The sequence below is a fragment of the Rubellimicrobium rubrum genome, assembly GCF_006152115.1.
Lineage (GTDB): Bacteria > Pseudomonadota > Alphaproteobacteria > Rhodobacterales > Rhodobacteraceae > Rubellimicrobium > Rubellimicrobium rubrum.
The window spans coordinates 14,549-35,972 of record NZ_VDFU01000017.1 but is presented as its reverse complement, the minus strand read 5'-3'; the positions used below and the strand labels follow the sequence as shown (position 1 = coordinate 35,972).

The following is a 21,424-nucleotide window of genomic DNA, read 5'->3' as shown; positions in this document are numbered from 1 at the left end:
CCTTACTCGGTCACGTAGACGTAGTCGTAGTTGACGGGGATCGACACCGGATCGACATACAGGTTGTCGGCCCCACCCATGCGCGCGGACCGCATCGTGTAGCGCTCCTCGTTGAAGACGGGCGCCCAGACGGCGTCCTCCATGACTTTGGTGTATATGTCGGACCAGAGCGCGAGGCGCTGGTCGGCCATGGCCGGGTCGGACATGGAGTCGGCCTCGGTCGCCTTGGCGTCCAGTTCCTCGTTGCAGTACTTGGACCAGTTCCAGCCGCCCTCGACGGCGCCCGCGCAGCCCAGGATCGGATAGTAGAAGTTCGCCGGATCCGGGAAGTCCGCGATCCAGGCCATGCCGCCCGACCAGATCATAGGCGCGGTGCCCGCTCCGCCCGCCTCGATGACGTTGGCCTGAGCGAGGGATTGGATCGAGGCGGTGATACCCACCGCCGCAAGGTCCTGCTGGATCGCCTGCGCGATGCGCGGGTTGGGGTCGGTGTTCATCACGTAAAGCTCGGTCTCGATGCCGTCCGCGAGCCCGGCCTGGGCCAGCAGCTCCTTCGCGCCCTCGGGATCGTAGGCGTAGCCCTCGTAGCCTTCGGTGTAGCCCGGCATCGTGGGCGGCAGCGGCTGGTTCGCGGGGACCGCGCGGCCGTTGATGATCTGGGTGATCCGGTCCTTGTTGATGGCCATGTTGACGGCCTGCCGGACCTGGACGTTGTCGAAGGGCGGCTGTGTCACGTTCATGGTGATGTAGCCGGTGTGGAGCTGGCCGCCCTGCACCACCCGTTCCGCCTGCGCGGGATCGTTCATGACCTCCTGGAACTTGGCGGGCGGGATGCCGTCGCCGGGGACGTCGATCTCACCGTTCTGGAGCCGCAGCAGCGCGACCACGGGCTCCTGGCCGACCTCGAAGGTGATCTGGTCGAGATAGGGTACGCCCTCGCGCCAGTAGTCGGGGTTCTTCTCGAACACGAGGCGCTGGCCCAAGGTCCACTCGGCCAGACGGTAGGCCCCGGTGCCAACGGGCTGGCGTCCGAAGTCTTCGCCCGCCTCCTCGACCGCCTCGCGCGGGACCACCGACGCGAAGTTGAGAGCCATGACATGCAGGAAGGTCGCATCGGGCCGCGACAGCTTGATCTGCACGGTCTGCGGATCGACGGCGGTGACGCCCGACAGCTCGGTCGCCGAGCCGTCCATCATGGCGTCGAAGCCCTCGATCATGCCGAAGAAGCCCGCGCCGGGGGACTGGGTCGCCGGGTTGGTTACGCGGCTCAGCGAATAGGCCACATCCTCGGCGGTCATCTCGCGGCCGTTGTGGAACTTGACACCGGGGCGGAGCTTGAACGTGTAGGTCAGGCCGTCCTCGGAGATCTCGTAGCTCTCGGCCAGGCCGGGGCGCAGGTCGGTCGTGCCGGGAACGTAGTCCATCAGCCCGTCAAAGAGCGACTTGATCATCGACCAGTTCTGCCAGTCGTAGCCGATGGCCGGGTCGAGCGTCGCCACGTCATCCTTGTAGGTGATGGTGATCGCGCCGCCGGGCTTGGCGTTCGGGTCGGGCGTGTAGGTGTCCGTGGCTTGGGCGAAGGCAGGTGCCGCAAGGGCCGCCAGAAGCGCGGAGGAGGCGAGCAGTTTCTTCATTGTTGTCTCCCTGTTGGTTGTTCAGCGAAGTCGGATGCGCGGATCGATCAGCGGCGTGACGAGGTCCGCGAGAAGGTTGCCCAGGACGATGGCCACGGCAGACACCAGGGTGACCCCCATGATGATCGGGATGTCCACGCGCTGGATGGCCTGCCAGGCGAGTTGGCCGATGCCCGGCCAGCCGAAGACGCTTTCCACCACGACGATGCCGCCCATGAAGATGCCGATGTCGATGCCGATCATGGCGATGATGGGCAGGATCGCGTTGGGCAGGGCGTGGCGCAGGATCACGCGGCGGCGGGCCAGCCCCTTGGCGCGGGCGGTGCGGATGAAGTCCTGCCGCATCACCTCGACCATGGAGGACCGCATCATGCGCGAATACCACCCGGCCCCGAGGATCCCCAAGGTCAGCGAGGGCAGCACGAGATGCGCGAAGCTGCCGTAGCCGCTGATCGGCAGCCACTGGAGCTTCACCCCGAAGAGGTAGAGCATCAGCAGCCCCACCACGAACTGCGGGGCCGAGACGCCGACGAAGCTCGCGATCATCAGGCCGTTGTCCGCGACGGTGCCCCGGCGCAGCGCGGCGACGATGCCCATGGTGAGGCCCAGGACCAGCTCGCAGACGATGGCCCCGGCCATGAGCAGCAGCGTCGGAGGCAGCCGCGCCCAGATCAGCTCGGACACGTTGGACCGCTGGAGGTAGCTGCGCCCCAGCTCGAGATGCAGCAGGTTCCAGAGATAGCGCCCGTACTGGACCCAGAACGGCTGGTCGAGGCCGAGTTGCTGGCGGATGTTCTCGACCGTCTCCGCGGTGGCCGAACGCCCGGCTATCTGGCGCACGGGATCGGCGGGCAGGACATACAAGAGGAAGAAGGTGACCAGCGTCACGCCAAGGAGGATCAGCACCGACTCCACGAGCCGCCGGGCGAGATAGGCCGCCATCAGCTGCGCCCCCTCTGCGTCGGGTCGAGCACGTCGCGCAGCGCGTCCCCCAAGAGGTTGAAGGCCAGCGCCAGCAGCAGGATCGCCATACCCGGGAAGAACACGAGCCAGGGCGCGGCCTGGAAGTAGGTCTGGTTCTCGAAGATGATGTTGCCCCAGGACGGCTCGGGCGGCTGCACGCCGATGCCGAGGAAGCTCAGCGTCGCCTCCAGGAGCACTGTGGTGGAGATGCCGAGCGTTCCCCAGACGATGATCGTGGGCACGAGGTGCGGCAGGATGTGGAGCCACAGGATGCGCCCGTGCCCCGCCCCGATGGCGCGTTCGGCCGCGATGAAGTCGCGCTCGGCCAGCGAGGTCGTCTCGGTGTAAAGGACGCGGGCCACCTGCACCCAGTTCACCAGCGCGATGACCAGCGCCACGATCCACAGGGACGGCGTGAAGATCGCGGCGAGGCAGATGGCCAGGAGCAGCGCCGGGAACGCCATCATCAGGTCGGTGAAGCGCATGAGGATGCTGCCCAGCCAGCCCCGGAAATAACCGGCCGTGACCCCCACGAGGGTTCCCAGCAGCAGCGCCATGCCGTTCGCGACCACCCCGATCACCAGCGAGGTCCGCGCACCGTAAAGGATGCGCGTCAGCAGGTCCCGCCCGAGGAGGTCCGTCCCCAGATAGAACGGAGCCCCGGGGGGCATCGGCGCGCCCTCCAGCGTCAGCCCCTCGAAAAGCTGCTCGTCCCGTCCGAAGGGCGCGATCCAGGGCGCGGCGATGGCGGCCAGCACCGTTGCCAGGATGATGAGCAAGCCGAGAAGGGCGAGCGGACGGCGCGCGAGGCGGCCCAGCGCAGTGCGGCGGCGCGGCTCAGGAAGGGCGGCGTCTGACACGGCCAGCCTCCCCGTTCGCCACCACGCGCGCGGCCGCCTCCTCGATGGTCACGCGCCAGGACATGGCGAGGCGGCGAAGTTCGGCATAGGCCGCCTCGTCGTCCTGGCCGACGGACAGGATCGTCACCGCGCGGATCACCGTCTGCCGCTCGGCAAGCCGCGCCCGGAGCCCGTCGATCTCGGAGGCAAGAGCCTTGCGCGCCTCGAACCCTGCCCGCGCGATCAGGAGCGCGCTGTAAACGCCGCTATCGCCCACGGGCTTGAGGATCTGCGCGTCCGCGCCCATGCCCAGCGCCCACTCCACGCGCCCCGGCGTTTCGGAGCCGATCAGCGCGATCATGGGCATGGGGGCCTGCCCCGGCTTCCAGGGAAACTGCTCGTCATGACCCATGTCCACGTCGAAGAAGATGAAGTCCGCCCCGAGCGCCGAGGACGGCAGGTCGGGCCAGTGGGATTCGGCTTGGAGGCCGATGGCGGAAAGCTGACGCACCAGCGCCTGCACGGTCGGGTGCGGGCGATGGAGGATCACAGCCTGCGCGCCGCCAAGGTCGGGAACCCTGAGCCGCCTCACGGCGCCACCACGGCGAGCGACGGGCGCGTGATCGCGAAACGGTCACGCCGGGCAAGGTAAGGATCGGGCGGCACGGCCTCGCTGCGCTGGCGCAGCCGGAAGGCGCCGCTCTCGACTTGGGCGATGAGCACGGGCAACGTCGCATGATGCGTGGCCGGATCGATGGCCAGCCCCTCGCCCGCCATCGCGAGAAGCCGGTCCAGTTGGGCCTCGGGCTGGCGCGCAAGCCGCCGAGCCAGGAACATCACCGCAGCATGGGCGGCGGCCTCGAAGGAAGAGCCAGCCCCGGCACCGTCGCGGAAGTAGGGCCCGGCCGAGACCAGCCCTTCCGCCGCCTCGCCCAGGGCCGGCAACTCGCATTCGGTCAGGTTGCAGCTCAGGATCGGGCAGCGCTCCGGACCGTAGGCCGGGTCCTCGCACCCGAGCCGCGCCATCGCCCCAAGGAACGCGTAGGACGACACCCCGACGAGGTTGTTCAGCACGAAGTCCGGCCGGGTCGCCCGGATCTCGGCCACCATGCGGTCCACATCGGTGTCGCCCAGGGCAAGGTAACGCTCGGCCAGCACCTCGCCCCCGGCCTCGTTGATGAGGTCGCGGGCCACCCGGTTCATCTCCCAGCCCCAGATGTAGTTGGAGCCGGTCAGGACCCCCCGCCGCCCGAAGCGCGGAAAGGCCCAGCGCAGAAGCGGCACGAGGTGCTGGTTCGGGCAGGCATGGGTGTAGACGACCTGGCTCGAAGCCTCGAACCCCTCGTAGGGGCAGGGATACCAGAGGATGCCGCCCATCCGTTCCAGGGTCGGGATCACCTCCTTGCGGCTCCAGGAGGTGACGCAGCCCACCACGTGCCGCGCGCCCGAGGTCAGGATCTCGGCGCAGAGCGGGGCATAGGCGTCGGCCTCTCCGGCCGGATCGCGCTCCACGGGGACGAGCGTCAGGCCGAGGGCGGGATCGGCGTTGGCCTCCTCGATCGCACGAAGAGCCCCCATGCGGCAGGCCTCCGAGATCAGCCGATAGCTGCCGGACCGGGAGAACAGCAATCCAATCTCGACCTGCCGCATTGAGTCCCCAAAAACGAACAAGCCTCGCACCGCGCCTGAAGAGGAGGGCACGGTGCGAGGCTCGGATGCCATTCGGGCGATGCCCGATATCTGTTGCCATTGATCGGAGTGGCAGAGGCCACGTCAAGGTCCGACATGCCGGTCACCCGCGGCCCCTGACCAAATCTGCTCGATTCATGGGCTTGGTGCCCCGTCGGATGGCATTCGGATGATCGTTGGGCCGCATAAAGACAGCGACAGCGCCTTGCAGTCCGCTTTGCAGCCCTACGTTCTACAAACGTTATGTTCCGCTGCTTTTTCGGAGATCCCATGCATTTGCCGGTCGTCGGTGCCTTTGCATCCGTAGTGGGCCTCGCCGCATGAGATCGTCCCGCTCCGGAAACAGAGCAGTCAGGCGCGCCTGCGCCACTCCTAGCTCTGTCGGAGTTCGGCTCCGCAGCGCTCCTGGTTGCCGATCCGGGGGGCAGGCTGTCCCTGCAAGTAGCCTCATGGTCAAGTCTATGCTGCCATCTCAGCGGCGCGGGGCCGAAATGTGCTCCCATGGCCGGTTCGACCGGTTGTCGGGCCCGACATGGCTGAGCGAACGGCGTGGGATCAGTGTGACTGGAGTGCCCGACACGAGGCCGGCGATGCATCGGCACCGATCAGTGGGCACTGCACTAGGCGGCGACCTTGTCCCCTCAGGCTGCGAACCAGACTGGTCGCTCTCGCCCGTCGGCAATACAGCTTGCCCGGATGAATCGGCCGGCAACGGCGCGCCTGTCTGCCTTGGACCCGAGGCACCGGCATGACTTGGCAAGGCGCCTATTGCGGTCCCGCGCCCTCGCCAGCCGAGTTGATGTCCCGCTGGAACCTCGACCCGATCCTGCTGGCTGTCCTTGCCCTCCTCGCTCTTTGGGTCGGTCGAAGCCGCCCTGGCGTCGCGGCACTCGCAGTCCTTGTCCTGGCCTTCGTGTCGCCGCTATGCGCGCTGTCCTCGGCTCTCTTTTCGGCGCGGATCCTGCACCATGTCCTGCTCGTGGCCGTGGCCGCGCCTCTCCTTGCCCTGGCCCGGCCCGCCCAAGCGCCGCGTGGGGCAGGCCTCCCATTTCTCCTCGCCACGGCCGCTCTCTGGCTTTGGCACGCCCCTGCCCCCTACGACGCCGCCCTGTCCCACAAGGGGCTGTATGCGCTGATGCAGGCGAGCCTCCTGGGGACCGCCGTCCTGTTCTGGCGCGCGGCGTTTTCGCAGCCCGGAGGAGCGGGCGCTCTTTGGGTTCTCCTGTCCTACATGGCGATGGGCCTGCTCGGCGCCCTGATCGCCTTTGCGCCCCAGCCCCTTTACGCCACCCACGCGACCACGCCCCTCCTTTGGGACTTCACCGCACTGGCCGACCAGCAGCTCGCGGGATTCCTCATGTGGGTGCCTGCGGGACTGCCCTTCGCCTTCTGGGGTGCTCTCCTCGCACGGCGGGCCTGGGCTCAAGCGGAGGAGCCCGCGTGAGTTGGCTCCAAACGCTCGTTCCCCACATCAAGGTGTTCCATATCGGCTTCCTGTGCCTTTGGATGGCCGGGTTGCTGGCTTTGCCTCGGATGCTCGCGCGGCATGACCCGGCCATAGGGCAGGCCGATTTCGCCCGCATCCGTCATGCCACCCATTACGGCTATGTCTGGGTCATCACCCCGGCAGCCGTGCTGGCCATCGGCTCGGGGACGGTGCTCATCTTCCTGCGCGAGGTTTACACGGGCTGGATGTTCGCCAAGCTGGTCCTTGTCGCGGGACTGGTCGTGATCCACGCCTGGGTCGGCCACACCATCGTCACCGTCGCCGAGACCGAGGGCCGACACGACCCGCCGGGGCCGTTCCTGCCGAACCTCGCACTCGTCCTGGCCTCGCTCGGCGTCCTCGCCCTTGTGCTGTCCAAGCCAGAACTCGGGGAGTTGCCGATCCCCGCTTGGCTCAGTCAGCCGGTCGGGGGAGAGCTGCCCTTCGACGTCCCCAGCCGATAGTCGAAGACGAGCTTGCCCCCATGCCATCCCGTCGCCGAGACCACCAGGACCGCGAACCCGGACATGAGAAGCCCCCAGGGCAGCACCGCTTCGACATAGCCGGTGAGACGCCAGCCCCAGTTGAGGCCCAACAACGACAGCAGCATCACCGCGATCACGAAATGGGTCCAAGCCGCCGCCCGGATCCTGATGCCCGGCACCATGAGAAGCTCCATGGTCCCGGTGGCACCAGCCGCCAGTCCGAACAGGAATGCCGTGCCCGAAGCCCAGAGCGCCGCCCAGGCCCAGCGTTCGGCCCCCGACCACCAGAAGAGCGCGTCCGCTCCGAAGGCGCAGAAGGTGAGCGCCACCGGAAAGGCCACGCTCATGGCGTGAAGGGGATGGCCCCAGATCGCCACCCGACTCTCGGTTTCCTGAAATCCGGGAGCGTCATTAATCGGATCGTCGAACTCCCCCGCTTCCTTGGGGCCCTGTTCCATCGCCTGCGCCATCCGAGCCACTCCACCGTCGTTGCCCTGACAAGCCTAGCGCTCCTGCCCGCCTGCGTCGAACGCCTGTCCGCACTTCACCCCGCCGGACCCGCCGCAGAAACGATCGCGACGCTCTGGTGGGGGCTCCTGGCCGGGGCCACAGCAATCTTCCTTCTCGTCATGGCCCTGCTCCTTCCGGCGTTCCGCCGCCGAGAGCCCCGTGCCGCGCCGGACGACAGGCGTCAGCGGCTCTGGCTGTGGGGACTGGGGCTCGCCTTTCCTTCCGTGGTGCTTGCGACCCTCACCGGCTATGGCCTTGTCGTGGGCGAGCGCCTCCTGCCCCACGCGGCATCCGACCTCGTGACGGTCACGGCCGAGGCGCGGCAATGGGAATGGCGCTTCGGCTATGCCGACCGCCCCGGCCAGACCACAGAAAACGTGCTCCACATCCCCGCGGGCCGGCCTGTGGATGTGCAGATCACCAGCCTGGACGTCATCCACAGCTTCTGGGTGCCCCGCCTTGCCGGCAAGCTCGACGCCATCCCGGGCCATGTCAATGTCTTGCGCATCGAGGCCACGAGGCCAGGCACCTATCGCGGCCTGTCCGCCGAGTTCAGCGGCGAAGGCTATCTAGGCCATACATTCCGGGTGGAAGCCCACGACCCCGCCTCCTGGGGTGCCTTCCTGCGAGGAGACGCGCCCTGACGCCTTCACCGACCGATGCCGCCCCTGATGCACCGCCTGCACGGCCCCGCGCGACGGCGCTGCGGCTTCACCGCGCGCTCGAGCCCATCTACGCTGCGGACCCCCGTCTGCGTGGCTGGTTCACCACGAACAACAACAACGACATCGGTCGCATCTTCCTGATCACCGCGGCGCTGATGTTCGCTCTGGGCGGCGTGCTCGCCATGCTGATCCGCGCCCAACTCGCGAGCCCGCACTCGGCCTTCATGGGCCCGGAGGTCTACAACCAGGTCTTCACGATGCATGGCACCGTGATGATGTTCCTGTTCGCCATCCCCTTCTTCGAGGCGATGACCGTCTATCTCCTGCCGGGGATGCTCGGGACGCGCGACATGGCCTATCCGCGCCTCTCGGCCTATGGGTTCTGGTGCTACCTGATCGGCGCCGCCACCATGGTCGTGGCCCTCGTCCTCGGCCTCGCGCCGGCCGATGGCTGGTTCATGTATCCGCCGCTCACCTCTACCGAGTACTCGCCCGGCATCAACGCCGATGTCTGGCTCTTGGCCATCACCTTCATCGAGGTGTCGGCCATTGCCGCCGCCGTCGAGGTCGTCGTCACCGTGCTGCGTTACCGGGCCGCCGGCATGTCGCTGTCGCGAATGCCGATCTTTGCCTGGTACATCCTCGTGGTCGCCGTGATGATCCTCACGGCCTTCCCACCCATGATCCTGGGAAGCGTGCTGCTCGAGACCGAGCGAGCGCTGGATTGGCCTTTCTTTCAAGTCGACAAGGGCGGGGACGCCCTGCTCTGGCAGCACCTGTTCTGGCTGTTCGGGCATCCGGAGGTTTACATCATCTTCCTGCCCGCCGCCGGCATGATCGCCACGATCCTGCCGGTCATGGCCCGCACGACCCTGCTGGGCTACGGCTGGGTGGTCGGGGCTGCGGTCTCGCTCGCGGTGCTGAGCTTCGGGCTCTGGGTCCACCACATGTTCACGACCGGCATCCCCCATATGGGGCTCGCCTTCTTCTCGGCGGCCTCCACGCTGGTGGCAGTGCCCACGGCGGTGCAGATCTTCGCCTGGATCGGCACGCTCTGGAAGGGCCGGCCCGAGCTGCACCTGCCCATGCTCTGGATCCTCGGCTTCTTCGCCACCTTCGTGATCGGCGGGCTCACCGGGGTGATGCTGGCCGTGGTGCCGTTCAACTGGCAGGTCCACGATACTCATTTCGTGGTGGCCCACCTTCACTACGTCCTGATCGGCGGCTACGTGTTCCCGATGGTGGCGGCGGTATACTACTTTCTGCCGATCATCACGGGGCGCACTCGCTTCTTCAAGCTGGGCGAAGTCGCCTTCTGGCTGGTGGTGCCGGGCTTCCATGTCACCTTCCTGGCCGTCCATCTGGTCGGGCTTCTGGGAATGCGCCGTCGCATCTGGACCTACGCCCCCGAAGATGGCTGGGCGATCATCAACCTCGTGGCCTCCGTGGGCGGATTCGTGACAGCGATCGGCTTCGCCCTCATTGTCGTGGACATCGCCGTCAACGCGGCCGTCGCGAGCCGGGGACGCCGCAACCCTTGGGGCGCGGGCACCCTCGAATGGGCGACGGCCATTCCTTCCCCATCCTACAACGTGGCCTCCATCCCCGAGGTGCGGGGCCGCTACCCCCTCCACGACGACCCGGAGATCGCCGTCCGCATCGCTCGCGGCGAAGGCTACCTGTCCTGGCCCACGCGCAAGCGCCGCGAGACGCTGGTCGTCGGAACCTCCCGCGCAGAACCGCTCCAGGTGGCCGTGCTGCCGGGCAACGATGGCCTTCCCTTCGTCATGGCCGTGGCGACGGCGGTGGTGTTTCTGGCCCCGCTCTGGGACGCCTACCGCACCGCCGGGGTCGCCCTGCTCGTCGTCATCGCGCTCGCGCTCCGCTGGGCGTGGAGCAACGGGAGCACGCGCGACGAAGGTCCGTTGGATGCCGGCCGGGGAACCAGCCTTCCCTCGGCTTGGGAGGTTCCAGACCCGCCCGGCTGGTGGGGATCGCTGTTCCTGCTTCTGGCCGATGCCACCATGTTCGGCTCGCTGCTTTTCGGCTATGCCTTCCTTTGGACCGTGGCCCCAGCCTGGCCCCCGGCGTCCTACGTGGCGCCCGGCCTGTTGGACGTTCTCCTCGCGCTCGTCGGGGCGGCGGCCCTCGCTGCCGGACCACGGCTCGCAGCCCGAGCCCTCCTTGCCAGTCGCGGGCCTTGGATCGGTCTCCTTGTAGCTCTTGCTGGTGCGGGCGCGCTGACGGCCGCCGCCGCCTCGATCTGGGCCGCCCGCCCCGACCCGACCTCGCACGCCTACGACGCCACGCTCTGGCTTCTCGGCGGCTTTGTGGCGCTTCACACGACTTTGGCCGCGATCATCCTCGCCTATGTCTGCTTCCGGGTGGCGGCGGGATATGCCTCCTCCGTCCGCATCGGGGAAACACGGATCGCGCAGCTCTGGTGTGACTTCGCCGGCTCGACTGGCCTCGTCGCCCTTGCCGCGGCCTGGTTGCCGGGTGTCTTCGCATGAGGGACGTGCTTCGCCTTTCGGTGCCTCTGGCCCTATGGCTCGCGGGGTTCAGCGGCGTTTATGCGCTCCAGGGCCTGACCTGCTCGCGGCACTGGCCCGAAGACCTGCCCGCCCGACCTGCCCTGCTTGTCGGCTGGGCCTTGGCCGTCCTGCTCCAAGCCGTCCTGCTTTGGCTGATCTCGCGGGATCCGTCCCCGTCGCGCTTCGTCCAGGGCACGAGCCTTGCGCTTGCCGCCGTATCGCTCCTGGCCGCCGCCTGGACTTCGATGCCGGTCGCCTTGACCTCGACCTGCCTCTGAGCCGTCCAATGTCTGGGCCCTCGTGGGGGCGAGAGAAGTCTGCGGCCTAGGGGTCAGTGTCGGAACGGCCCGGGACCATCACGGCTTCATTTCTTGACTCGTGATCCATATCCATAATGATAGAAGAAAAGGGGAGGATGCCGCTCATGGCCGAGATCGTGCTGGCCAACGTGTCAAAGAGTTACGGAGCCGTTCCCGTCATCGAGGACGTCTCGCTTGCCATCGGCTCGGGCGAGTTCGTGGTGTTCCTGGGGCCATCCGGCTCGGGCAAGTCCACTCTCCTCCGGATGATCGCCGGACTTGAGACCATCGACTCGGGAACTCTGACGATCGGCGGGCAGCGATGCGAGCAGCTGCCACCGGGGCAGCGCGGCGTGGCCATGGTGTTCCAGAACTATGCCATCTACCCGCACATGACCGTGCGCGAAAACATGGCCTTCGGCCTGCGCAACATCAACCTGCCGCAGGCCGAGATCGCCAGCCGCGTCGCCGACGCGGCCCGCATCCTCGAGATCGGGGCCCTGCTGGACCGCCGCCCGGCCGAACTGTCTGGTGGTCAGAGGCAGCGCGTGGCCATCGGCCGAGCCATCGTGAAGGAACCGCGGGCCTTCCTCTTCGACGAGCCTTTGTCGAACCTTGATGCCGCTCTGCGGGTGAGGACACGGGTGGAACTGGCAGAGCTTCACCAGCGGCTCCGCTCGACCATGATCTATGTCACGCACGATCAGACCGAGGCCATGACCCTGGCCGACCGGATCGTGATCCTGAACGAACGGCGGATCGAGCAGATCGGCACCCCGCTCGAGGTCTACATGCGCCCCGTGTCCCGCTTCGTTGCCAGCTTCGTGGGAAGCCCGGCGATGAACTTCCTGGAGGTGGACGTCAGCCGTCGCGGCGCGGAGCGGCTCGTGACGCTGCCTTCTGGCGCGGCGCTGCCGGTGCCGATCGACCTTCCCAACGATGGTCGCTACGAGCTTGGGGTGCGGCCCGAGAACCTGCGCGTCGTCCCGAGCGGGGGCGACCTTGTCGGCGAGGCCGTCATTATCGAGCGTCTGGGCGACCGAACGCTGATCCATGTCCGCCTGGCCGACGGGCGCTCGCTCACGGCACAGGACTCGGGGCGGTCGAACGTGGCGCCGGGCGACCGGGTTGCTCTTGGGATCGACAGGGCCGAGATGCATCTGTTCGACGCGTCGGGCCGCGCCTGGCACCCTGCCCAAGCGCAGGCGGTCCGCGCGACCGAGACGGCCTGAGGAGCCCCGGCCGGTAGCGGAACCCCGCTGCCGGCCTCAGCCCTTGATGCCGGCCGACAGGGTGATGGCCTCGGTCACGCGGCGTTGGAACAGCAGATAGGCCAGCGCCACGGGCAGACCCGCGAGCACGGCGGCCGAAAGCTGCCGGGCATAGTACACCCCGAATGCGTCGTTCACCTGCGTGATCCCCACTGTGATGGTCATCGCCTCGGTCTTGGTGACGGCCAGGAATGGCCACAGGAACGCGTTCCACGCCCAGATGAAGTTGACGATGCAGAGCGCCGTCGTGACGCCCCAGTTCATCGGAATGTAGATGCGGGTCAGGATCCGCCATTCCGAAGCGTTGTCCATCACGGCCGCCTCGCGGAAATCCTTGGGCACGTTGTCGAAGAACTGCTTGTAGACGATGATCACGACCGGGTGGATCAGCTGCGGCAGGATGATCCCCGCCCAGGTGTTCAGAAGCCCAAGCCCCGCGACCAGCTCGAAGTGGTTGATGATCAGGACCTGCGTCGGGACCATGAAGCTGGCCAGAATGAGCCACCAGAGCAGCCGCCGCCCCGGAAACCGGAGCTGCGAGATCGCGTAACCGCACAGGAGCGACGATGCGACGGTGAGGATGGTCACCCCCAGCGCCGTCATAACGGAATTGAGGTACCAGCGGCCGATCTGGGTCTCGAACAGCGCGAATCTGTAATGTTCGAAGGTCAGCGTCTCGGGCCACAGCTCGATAAAGGGACGGACGGTCTCGTTCTCGGGCTTGAGCGAGGTGATGACGGCCCAATACATCGGAAAGGCCCAGATGACGGCAGCGGCCACGGTGAGGACCGAGATGATGCCGCCAGCGATGTTTAACCGACGCATCCGGGCTGCCGAAGGGGCGCCGGCCAGGGGCATGGCGGTCATCAGGCCCTCCCGCGGCTCAGCCGCATCAGCTGAAAATTGAGGACCGAGACGATCATGACGATCGCGAAAAGGACCACCGCGATGGCGGCGGCGCGCCCGCCTTGGTCACTTTGGAAGGCTCGTTGGAAGATGTAATAGACCATGACCATGTTGTCGTTCGGACGTCCGCCGGTCGAGAACAGGTACACCTGGTCAAAGATCTTGAGCTGCGCGATGAGCCCAATCGTCAGGACCAGCGCCGTCACGGGCCAAAGCAGCGGCCAGGTCACTCGGCGGAAGGTCGTCCAGCGGCTCGCATTGTCCAGCGCGGCCGCCTCGTAGATCTCCTTGGGAATGGCTCGAAGGCCCGACAGGAACAGCAGGACCGAGAAGCCGGAGGTCCACCAGATGGTCACGAGGGCCACGGCCGGCATGAACCAGGCCGTCGACTTGAAGATCGGCACGCGCTGGATGCCGAGGAGGTCGAAGACGTGCATCGCGATGCCGAACTGGAAATTCAGGGTCCAGTCCCAGATCAGGTACACGACCGATACGGGCAGGATGTAGGGCAGGAAGAAGAGGGCCAGCACCAGCGACTGCAGCCGACCACCGAGACGTTCGACACCCAGGGCGATGCCCAGGGCGGCAAAGGTTCCGGGTATCACGCTGAGGAGCACGAAATAGGCAGTGTTCCAGAAGGCGGTGTCGAAGCGGCGGTCGCTGGTCAGCCGGGTGTAGTTCTCGACGCCCACATACTCTCCCGGACCGATCAGAGGGGCGTCCGTGAAGCTCAGAAGGAACATCTTGATCGTGGGGTAGACGAAGACGAGCCCATAGATGGCGACGAACGGCGTCACCAATGCCAGCGCGATCAGCGTCTCCTTGGTCGTATGCCGCAGCATCCGCATCTCCTCGGAGGGCAGAGAAGGGTCCGGGGCGCGCGCGCGCGCGGGCTCGCCCCGGAGCACGGGTCAGTTCAAGTCGTTCAGTTCCTCGCGGATGGCTTCGACCGCCTCGGCCGGGTCCATCTCGCCGTTGAGCGTCGGCACGAAGTAGGTGGACATGACGTCGAAGATCGGCCCGGCGACGCCGGCCAGCGGCGTCTTGGGGTCGAAGATCATGTTGGCCGTCAGCGCGGAATAGGTCGCGTTGGGCTGCATCGCCTTGTAGTCCTCGGACTGGGTGACCGGCCCATAGGCCGGGATGTGCCCCGCGGTCGCCCAGAAGAGCGAATTCTTCGCCATCCAGCCGACCACTTCCAGCACGGCGGCGCGCTTCTCGGGCGTCATTTCCTTGCCTTGGTTGGCCGGGATCGCGAAGGAGTGGCTGTCGGCATAGGTCGTGGGCTGTTCGAAGATGACCGGCAACTCAACGGCACCCCACTCGAAGAGCTGGCCCTGGGATTGCAGGTCCATCATGGTGGGAACCTCCCACACGCCGTTGATCATCATGGCCGCCTCGCCCGAGGTGAACAGCGCCACCGTCGCGGGGTAGTCGGTGTAGGTGGACTGAAGCCCGGCTTCGGTCCAGCCGGCCAGGACCGAAAGGGCGTTCTGCAGCTTTTCGGCGTTGTCTCCGGCGAGGAACTCCCCGTCGGTCATTAACTCCCCGCCCTGCTGCCCCATCAGCGAATAGATGGTGCGGAACATGAAGTTGCCGTCTGCCGTGACGCTTCCCATCGGGAACTGCACGCCGGCGTCCTTGAGAGCCTGCAGGGTGGCCGTGAAGGCCTCCGCCGACTCGAGGCCCTTTGGCAATCCATCCTCGGTCAGGAGGCCCGCTTCGCCCAGGACGTCCTTGTTGTAGTAAAGGACGATGGGATGGGTGTCGAAGGGCACGGCATACTGCTTGCCGTCGCTCGTCACCGCGTCCAGCGTGGCCGGGTCGTAATCGGAGGGCGAAAGGCCCATGGCTTCCCAGTCGGCCGCCGTGATCTCTTGGAGGATGCCCTGCTGCACCGCGAGCGGGATGCGGCTGGCGTGGTAGGTCATGAGGTCGGGCGCCTCGCCGACAGCGGCGGAGGTCTGGACCTTGGAGTAGAAGGGTGTCCCCCACTCAAGCGTGGTGGCGTCGATGACGACCTCGCCCTGATGCTCGGCGTTGAACTGCTCGATGAGCTGCTTCATCCGGACGCCGTCGCCGCCCGACAGGAAGTCCCACCAGACGACCGTTTCCTGAGCAGCGGCCGAGCCGGCCATCAGGACAGCAACCCCGGCGACCGCGCCGAATCTCCACACTGCGTTCATGTGCTCCTCCCGTTTTCGCGGCGGTTGGCCGCATTGTTGCCAGCACTCTAACCGGTCGGCCATCATTCTCAACAGTTTTCATGCTACGTACTGGCCAGTCAGGTTTGCAGCCGGTCAGGCCGGGCGATTGGGGCCAGCTGAACCCGTTAGGCGAGTGGCAACTCAGCAGATTCGCCAGTATGCGGCTCGAAAATGCTGACTCCGATTGATCATACCTGAAAAGCTGTTACCGTCCACGGACCGAACCCGTCAGCGCGAAGGTAAAGGGCCATGTCCCGCGACTTCCTCATCGTGGACCCCGAGGAGGATCAGGCGGTGCTGCGGGCCTTCGCCTCCCCGGCGCGAGCCCGGATCCTCAAGCTCCTGCGCGCCGGCCCATTGAACGTCAACGACATCTCGACGGCGACCGGCCTACCGCAATCCAGCGTCTCGGCGAATATCCAAATCCTTGAGGAGGCCGGCCTCGTCCGGTCCGAGAACCAGCGCGCTCGCAAGGGGACGCAAAAGGTTTGCCACACACTCTTTGACGAGGTGCTGGTCACGTTCAAGGATCCGCCCCGGCCATCCGACTCCGACACCATCGAAACCGCCATGCCGCTCGGGCTCTACACAAGCTGTCAGGTGAGCGCGCCTTGCGGCCTCTGCTCGCCTCACGGTGTGGTGGGCCTTCTCGACGTGCCGGACAGCTTTCTCGACCCCGGCCGGATGGGAGCGGCGCTGGTTTGGTTCATGCGGGGCTACGTCGACTACCAGTTCCCCAACAACGCACGCCTCTTGGGTGGGGATGTGGCCGCCCTGGAGGTTGCCATGGAGCTTTCCTCCGAGGTGCCCGGAACCTCGCCCGACTGGCCATCGGACATCACCGTTTCGATCAACGGTATCGAGATCGGCACTTGGACCTCGCCCGGTGACTTCGGCGACAAGCGCGGAGTCTACACACCTGACTGGTGGAAGCTGAAAGGCAGCCAGTACGGCATGCTCAAGAGCTTCCGGGTAACGCCCGAAGGCTCCTTCGTAGATGGGGTCAAGATCTCGCCGGTGAGCATCAAGGACCTGAGCCTGGCGGACCACCGCTCCATCCGGCTCACGGTCGCGGTGCGCGAGGACGCCCGCCATCCCGGCGGCATCAACATCTTCGGGCGGGGCTTCGGCAACTACGATCAGGACATCATCCTGAGGGTGACCGCACGCCGGTGATACGACAGGGTGCTTGACCGCAGCATTCCACTTCCAGATAGATATCGGGTATCGCGATACAAAGAGTGCATCCAAGGCACGCCGGGAGGGGAAGAACGATGAACGTCATGGTTGAAGGCCAGGGCAGCGGGGCCGCGCAGGCGGGCGAGGTGCTGGCGGCCCGTGTCACCGCGCACCGGGATTACACGATCGCCAAGATCGACGACCGCATCTATTCCGGCTTCCTCGAGCATCTGGGCCGCGCCATCTATTCAGGCATCTATGAGCCCGGTCATCCCACGGCCGATGCCCAGGGGTTCCGAGGGGATGTCGCAGAGGTCGTCAAGGCGCTGCAAATGCCGTTCGTCCGGTACCCGGGCGGCAATTTCGTGTCCTCCTACAACTGGGAGGACGGCATCGGTCCCCGGGAGGACCGGCCCACGCGGCTCGATCTTGCCTGGCATACCTCGGAGTCGAACGAGATCGGCATCCACGAGTTCATGGACTGGTGCGAGATCGTGGACACCAAGCCCATGCTGGCGCTCAACCTCGGGTCGCGCGGCCTGGATGAGGCGCGCAACTTCGTCGAATACGTCAACGGGCCGACCGGCGCCTACTGGGGCGACCTGCGGAAGAAGAACGGGCGCGCAGAGCCTTGGAACTGCCGGCTCTGGTGCCTGGGCAACGAGATGGACGGCCCCTGGCAGATCGGCCAGAAGACCGCGCATGAATATGGCCGCTTGTCCGGGGAGGTCGCCAAGGCCCTCAGGGCCTTCGACAAGAGCCTGGAACTCGTGGTCTGTGGCTCGTCCAATCCCAAGATGCCCACCTACCCCGAATGGGAGCGCATCGTTCTCGAGCATACCTACGAGTCGGTCGATTACCTGTCGCTGCACATGTATTCGCAGAACAAGGCCAAGAACACCGCCGAGTACTTGGCGCTGAGCGAGACGCTGGACCGCTACATCGGCACCATCCAGTCGGTCATCAACGTGGTGAAGGCCAACAAGCGGTCCAAGCATGACGTTGCCATCTGCTTCGACGAATGGAACGTCTGGTATCACAGCCACGAGCAGGACAAGGCGATCCTGCAGGGCATGGAAGGGTGGCCCAAGGCGCCGCGCCTGCTTGAAGACATCTACAACTTCGAAGACGTCCTGCAGGTGGGGCTGACCCTCAACACCTTCATCCGCCGCGCCGACGTGGTGAAGATCGCCTGCATCGCGCAGATCGTGAACGTCATCGCGCCGATCATGACCGAGCCCGGCGGCCCCGTCTGGCGGCAGACGACCTATTGGCCCTTCCTCCTCACCTCGCTTTACGGGCGGGGAACGGCGCTGCGGCTGGCCGTCGCCTCGCCGACCTACGACACCGAAACGGCCGGCGAGGTACCCTACCTCGACATCGCGGGCGTGCAGGACGACGCCGGCCGGACGATCACGTTCTTCGCCGTGAACCGCCATCCGGATCGGGCGATCACGACCGCCGTCTCGCTGGAAGGCTTCGCAGCCGCCAAGGTCGTCGATCATCAGGTGATGACCCATCCCGACCTCAGGGCCGTCAACACGATGGAGCAGCCCGACCTGATTGCGCCCAAACCGGGCACTGGCGCGGCGGTCGAGGGTGGCATCCTGCATCTCACTCTGCCGCCCTACTCCTGGCAGATGATCAGGGTCGGCGTCTGACCTGCGTGACGGAAGGGACCGGCCCACCCCAGGGCCGGTCCTTCGACCAGACGTTGATGGTTGTTCCGGCCCTGCCAGCCCTGGGATCTGCAATCCGGACCGGCCCCACGGCAGCCGATCGCCCGCTCGGATGCAGGACGGCCGATCTGGCCGAGGGGTGCGCAGGGCAGAGACGCTCCTGACGAGTCGTCGCCTGCCCTACGCACGGCCCCGGGCTGCGGCAGCCAGCGCAGGCGTTCCTGCGACAGATCGGCTGATGCCGGTCTAATTGTCAGGCGGTAACGGATTGCAAACCCCGTAGCGGTCAAGGTGCCGGCGCACCGATCTCAGAACGAGGTTCGCATGACGGCACTGGTCCACCTGCTCGCGCCGGGAGCAATTCTTGTTCTCACGGCTGGCGGCGTCTGTGCGCAAGGCTATTCGCTGTTTACCGGAGGCAAGCTTCAGAGCAGCCGGCCGTCATTCTTCAACCAGTCGTCATCGGACCAGCCATCGTCCGACCCGACGCTGGAGCCGCAACCCCTGATCCGGGCTCGCGCGGAGATTCCCGACACCGCCGAAGCCGAGGAAGCGCGGGGCCGCGCCCAGAGCCTGTTTGTCGGACGGGCGACCGGCGGCATGTTCGCGCCATATGCGCCGCGGGATCGCAGGCCGTCAGGGTCAACAGGCGACGCCTACGCCTACGCTCCGACACTTGGAATCGATCCCCAGGCCGACATGATCCGCAGCCTCATCGCCCAGGCCGAAGCCGGTCGGGCCGGCTACGACGCGGTGCAATATGGCGCGACACGCAAGCCTGACCGACTTCCCACAGACATGACGCTGGGTGACATCTTCGCCTGGATCGACGCGACGCCCGGCCAGCCGCATGCGATCGGGCGGTATCAGTTCATCCCGTCGACGCTGGCGCGCCTTGTCGATATCCTTGGCGCCGGCCCTGATGACCGTTTCTCACCGTCGATGCAGGACCGCCTTGCCGACATCCTGTTGCACGAGGCCGGCCTCGTGGCCTACCGCTCGGGCGAGCTGACGCGGCACGGTTTCATGAACAACTTGGCCAAGATCTGGGCTGGGCTACCAAACTCTTCGGGTCGATCGCACTACGACGGCTATGCCGGCAATGCCGCAACCATGAGCTGGTCGCAGTTCGACAGCGAGATGGCGCGCATCTTTCAAGGATGAGCCTCGCAATCGGCGCGATGCATGGTCCTAAGCGCGATCCGCACCACTGCCCGGCACAGGCCCTGTCAAGGGGCTACTTGGGCCGCATCGTCTTGTGAGATGTTCCTCGACCGTCGCCAGGACGTGGACGGATCCTTGTGGCCCAGCCCCGGGCCGAAAAGCAGTTGAAGTGGGAGATCCAGACAGGCTCGGAGAGGAAGCGGGCCCCGGTCGACAACCTCGGTCTGTTCACGGACCCACTCAGCGCTTGGCTCCGTGCTGCCCCGCGGCGGCTCGGCTCACTGCCTGAGCCGTTCCCAAAGCCCTGGACATCCCTGAGGAGGAGGCCAGGGACAGGCGGAACCCCACCGCCGGGAGGATCACCCAGGCAAGGCCTTGAGGAACTGGAACCGGTCGCGCCGGAACCCCCCCTGCCCGGCCAGCCCCCTACCAGGCTCAGGCAAGGTTCCCTTGTCCGGCCGGCCCTGACATACCGGTCTCGGCTATTCAGGGAGCAGATATGTCAGCAATCTTCGCACAGGTCGTGGCCATGGTCGGCGGTTTGATGATCCTCATGCGTCGGCGGGGGGCCACGACGGGCGAGCCGGCCATCGGCAGCAGCCCGGCCATTCCAGCGGCTAAACCTCAGGGCATCCCGACACTGAAGATGCCGACGGCCAAAGGTTGGAGTGCGGGGCAGACCCCGACTGCCGCCCCAGGGCTTTCTGTGAACGCCTTCGCCACCGGCCTCAAGCATCCCCGCTGGATCCACGTCCTGCCGAACGGCGACGTGGTGACGGCCGAAGCCCTGGGCGTGCCCGGAGGGCCGATCACGACCCTGTTCGACTATGCGATCCACACAACCATGAAGCGGGCCGCCGCGGTGGGGGACAGCCCCAACCGGATCACCCTGTTGCGGGACGCGGATGGCGACGGCGCGGCCGAAGAGCGTCACGTCTTCATGGAAGGGCTGAACCATCCGCTCGGCATGGCGATGCTCGACGGGACTTTCTACGTCGGCAACACCGACGGGGTTTATGCCTACGACTATCCCGAGGGGGCGACCCGCATCAGGACGGCCGGCCGTAAGATCCTGGACGTCAAGCCCGCAGGTCACTGGACCCGGAGCCTGCTGCCCAGCCCTGATGGGCGCAAGCTGTATGTCGGGGTAGGCTCGCTCAGCAATATCGGCGAAAGCGGGCTGGACAAGGAGGTCGGTCGAGCCGCGATCTACGAAATCGACCTCGAGACCGGAGAAAGCCGTATCTTTGCCTCGGGCCTCCGCAACCCGGTGGGACTGGCGTGGGAGCCCACGACCGGAGCGCTTTGGACCGTGGTCAACGAACGCGACGGCTTGGGGGACGAGACCCCGCCGGACTACCTGACATCCGTCCGTGATGGTGGCTTCTATGGCTGGCCCTACTGCTATTGGGGCCAGACCGTCGATGATCGGGTGCCGCAGGATGCCGCGATGGTGGCCAAAGCCCTCAGTCCGGACTACGCGCTGGGCGGCCATACGGCGTCGCTTGGGCTGTGCTGGCTTCCGGCTGGAACGCTGCCCGGCTTCCCGGAGGGGATGGTCATCGGACAGCATGGGTCCTGGAACCGCTCGACCCTGAGCGGCTACAAGGTCGTGTTCATTCCGTTCGAGAATGGCCGGCCGTCTGGGCCGCCGCGGGACATCCTATCGGGCTTCCTCGCTCCCGACGAGAAGGTGTCCTATGGGCGCCCGGTCGGGGTTGCCATCGGTCCCGATGGCTCATTGCTGGTCGCGGACGATGTGGGAGACGTGATCTGGCGGGTGACCGGCGCAGGTGGTCCGGCCTGAGGCAGCCTATGGTGCCATGGCAGGAGGGAGCGGCCGGCCCCTCCGGGCCAAGATCCCTGATGGGCTGCCCCGGATCGGATCGTGCAGCCGGGCGCCGTTCAGCCCCA

At 66.5% G+C, this 21,424-nt stretch carries 19 protein-coding genes; 10 read left to right on the top strand and 9 right to left on the bottom strand.

Annotation, left to right across the window (positions count from 1 at the left end; translation table 11 throughout):
- Positions 1-2 precede the first annotated feature (2 nt).
- From FHG66_RS13955 to FHG66_RS13935, 5 genes are read right to left on the bottom strand one after another with little or no spacing between them, the layout of a single operon-like run.
- Positions 3-1,634 (bottom strand): ABC transporter substrate-binding protein, encoded by a 1,632-nt coding sequence (locus FHG66_RS13955; RefSeq protein WP_139077673.1) that lies wholly within the window; start codon positions 1,632-1,634, stop codon positions 3-5.
- 21 nt (positions 1,635-1,655) lie between these two features.
- A complete protein-coding gene (locus FHG66_RS13950; protein WP_139077672.1) occupies positions 1,656-2,576 on the bottom strand; it encodes an ABC transporter permease in 921 nt (306 codons plus the stop codon).
- Positions 2,576-3,457 carry an ABC transporter permease gene (locus tag FHG66_RS13945; protein WP_176556259.1) on the bottom strand — a complete coding sequence of 294 codons (882 nt, stop codon included), beginning with the start codon at positions 3,455-3,457 and terminating at the stop codon, positions 2,576-2,578. The genes FHG66_RS13950 and FHG66_RS13945 overlap by 1 nt, the downstream gene beginning before the upstream one ends.
- A complete protein-coding gene (locus FHG66_RS13940) occupies positions 3,435-4,028 on the bottom strand; it encodes an ANTAR domain-containing response regulator (RefSeq protein WP_139077670.1) in 594 nt (197 codons plus the stop codon). Before FHG66_RS13940 ends, FHG66_RS13945 begins: the two co-directional genes overlap by 23 nt.
- Complete coding sequence (locus FHG66_RS13935; protein ID WP_139077669.1) at positions 4,025-5,086, bottom strand: transporter substrate-binding protein; 1,062 nt, start codon at positions 5,084-5,086, stop codon at positions 4,025-4,027. Before FHG66_RS13935 ends, FHG66_RS13940 begins: the two co-directional genes overlap by 4 nt.
- Before the next feature lie 787 nt (positions 5,087-5,873).
- On the opposite strand from FHG66_RS13935, the gene FHG66_RS13930 reads away from it, so the two are divergent.
- Together FHG66_RS13930 and FHG66_RS13925 are read left to right on the top strand one after the other, a co-directional pair.
- Complete coding sequence (locus FHG66_RS13930; RefSeq protein WP_139077668.1) at positions 5,874-6,569, top strand: cytochrome c oxidase assembly protein; 696 nt, start codon at positions 5,874-5,876, stop codon at positions 6,567-6,569.
- Complete coding sequence (locus tag FHG66_RS13925) at positions 6,566-7,075, top strand: CopD family protein (RefSeq protein ID WP_139077667.1); 510 nt, start codon at positions 6,566-6,568, stop codon at positions 7,073-7,075. The genes FHG66_RS13930 and FHG66_RS13925 overlap by 4 nt, the downstream gene beginning before the upstream one ends.
- Here the strand turns inward: FHG66_RS13925 and FHG66_RS13920 are convergent.
- Positions 7,030-7,554, bottom strand: a complete 525-nt coding sequence (locus FHG66_RS13920; RefSeq protein ID WP_139077666.1) for a DUF2231 domain-containing protein — start codon at positions 7,552-7,554, stop codon at positions 7,030-7,032. The genes FHG66_RS13925 and FHG66_RS13920 overlap by 46 nt on opposite strands.
- Here FHG66_RS13920 and FHG66_RS13915 point away from each other — a divergent pair.
- From FHG66_RS13915 to FHG66_RS13900, 4 genes are all read left to right on the top strand, one after another.
- A complete protein-coding gene (locus FHG66_RS13915) occupies positions 7,456-8,250 on the top strand; it encodes a cytochrome c oxidase subunit II (protein WP_139077665.1) in 795 nt (264 codons plus the stop codon). The two genes, FHG66_RS13920 and FHG66_RS13915, sit on opposite strands and share 99 nt — an antisense overlap.
- Positions 8,247-10,784: a cytochrome c oxidase subunit I gene (gene ctaD, locus FHG66_RS13910; RefSeq protein ID WP_139077731.1), complete on the top strand. Its 2,538-nt coding sequence runs from the start codon at positions 8,247-8,249 to the stop codon at positions 10,782-10,784. The genes FHG66_RS13915 and ctaD overlap by 4 nt, the downstream gene beginning before the upstream one ends.
- Positions 10,781-11,083: a hypothetical protein gene (locus FHG66_RS13905; protein ID WP_139077664.1), complete on the top strand. Its 303-nt coding sequence runs from the start codon at positions 10,781-10,783 to the stop codon at positions 11,081-11,083. Before ctaD ends, FHG66_RS13905 begins: the two co-directional genes overlap by 4 nt.
- A 146-nt stretch (positions 11,084-11,229) precedes the next feature.
- Positions 11,230-12,336: an ABC transporter ATP-binding protein gene (locus FHG66_RS13900; RefSeq protein WP_139077663.1), complete on the top strand. Its 1,107-nt coding sequence runs from the start codon at positions 11,230-11,232 to the stop codon at positions 12,334-12,336.
- 36 nt (positions 12,337-12,372) lie between these two features.
- Here the strand turns inward: FHG66_RS13900 and FHG66_RS13895 are convergent, their stop codons facing one another.
- The 3 genes from FHG66_RS13895 to FHG66_RS13885 all read right to left on the bottom strand — a co-directional run bounded on the left by FHG66_RS13895 (position 12,373) and on the right by FHG66_RS13885 (position 15,467).
- Complete coding sequence (locus FHG66_RS13895) at positions 12,373-13,242, bottom strand: carbohydrate ABC transporter permease (protein ID WP_246082610.1); 870 nt, start codon at positions 13,240-13,242, stop codon at positions 12,373-12,375.
- Positions 13,242-14,123, bottom strand: coding sequence for a carbohydrate ABC transporter permease (locus FHG66_RS13890; protein WP_139077662.1), 882 nt, complete (start codon positions 14,121-14,123; stop codon positions 13,242-13,244). The genes FHG66_RS13895 and FHG66_RS13890 overlap by 1 nt, the downstream gene beginning before the upstream one ends.
- A gap of 69 nt (positions 14,124-14,192) precedes the next feature.
- Complete coding sequence (locus tag FHG66_RS13885) at positions 14,193-15,467, bottom strand: extracellular solute-binding protein (RefSeq protein WP_139077661.1); 1,275 nt, start codon at positions 15,465-15,467, stop codon at positions 14,193-14,195.
- 270 nt (positions 15,468-15,737) lie between these two features.
- Between FHG66_RS13885 and FHG66_RS13880 the strand changes: the two genes are divergently transcribed.
- From FHG66_RS13880 to FHG66_RS13865, 4 genes are all read left to right on the top strand, one after another.
- Complete coding sequence (locus FHG66_RS13880) at positions 15,738-16,664, top strand: ArsR/SmtB family transcription factor (RefSeq protein WP_139077660.1); 927 nt, start codon at positions 15,738-15,740, stop codon at positions 16,662-16,664.
- Between the two features lie 98 nt (positions 16,665-16,762).
- A complete protein-coding gene (arfA, locus tag FHG66_RS13875; protein ID WP_281282934.1) occupies positions 16,763-18,328 on the top strand; it encodes an arabinosylfuranosidase ArfA in 1,566 nt (521 codons plus the stop codon).
- 342 nt (positions 18,329-18,670) lie between these two features.
- Complete coding sequence (locus FHG66_RS13870; RefSeq protein WP_139077659.1) at positions 18,671-19,510, top strand: lysozyme family protein; 840 nt, start codon at positions 18,671-18,673, stop codon at positions 19,508-19,510.
- Between the two features lie 499 nt (positions 19,511-20,009).
- Positions 20,010-21,317 carry a PQQ-dependent sugar dehydrogenase gene (locus tag FHG66_RS13865; protein ID WP_139077658.1) on the top strand — a complete coding sequence of 436 codons (1,308 nt, stop codon included), beginning with the start codon at positions 20,010-20,012 and terminating at the stop codon, positions 21,315-21,317.
- The last annotated feature ends 107 nt before the right edge of the window (positions 21,318-21,424 follow it).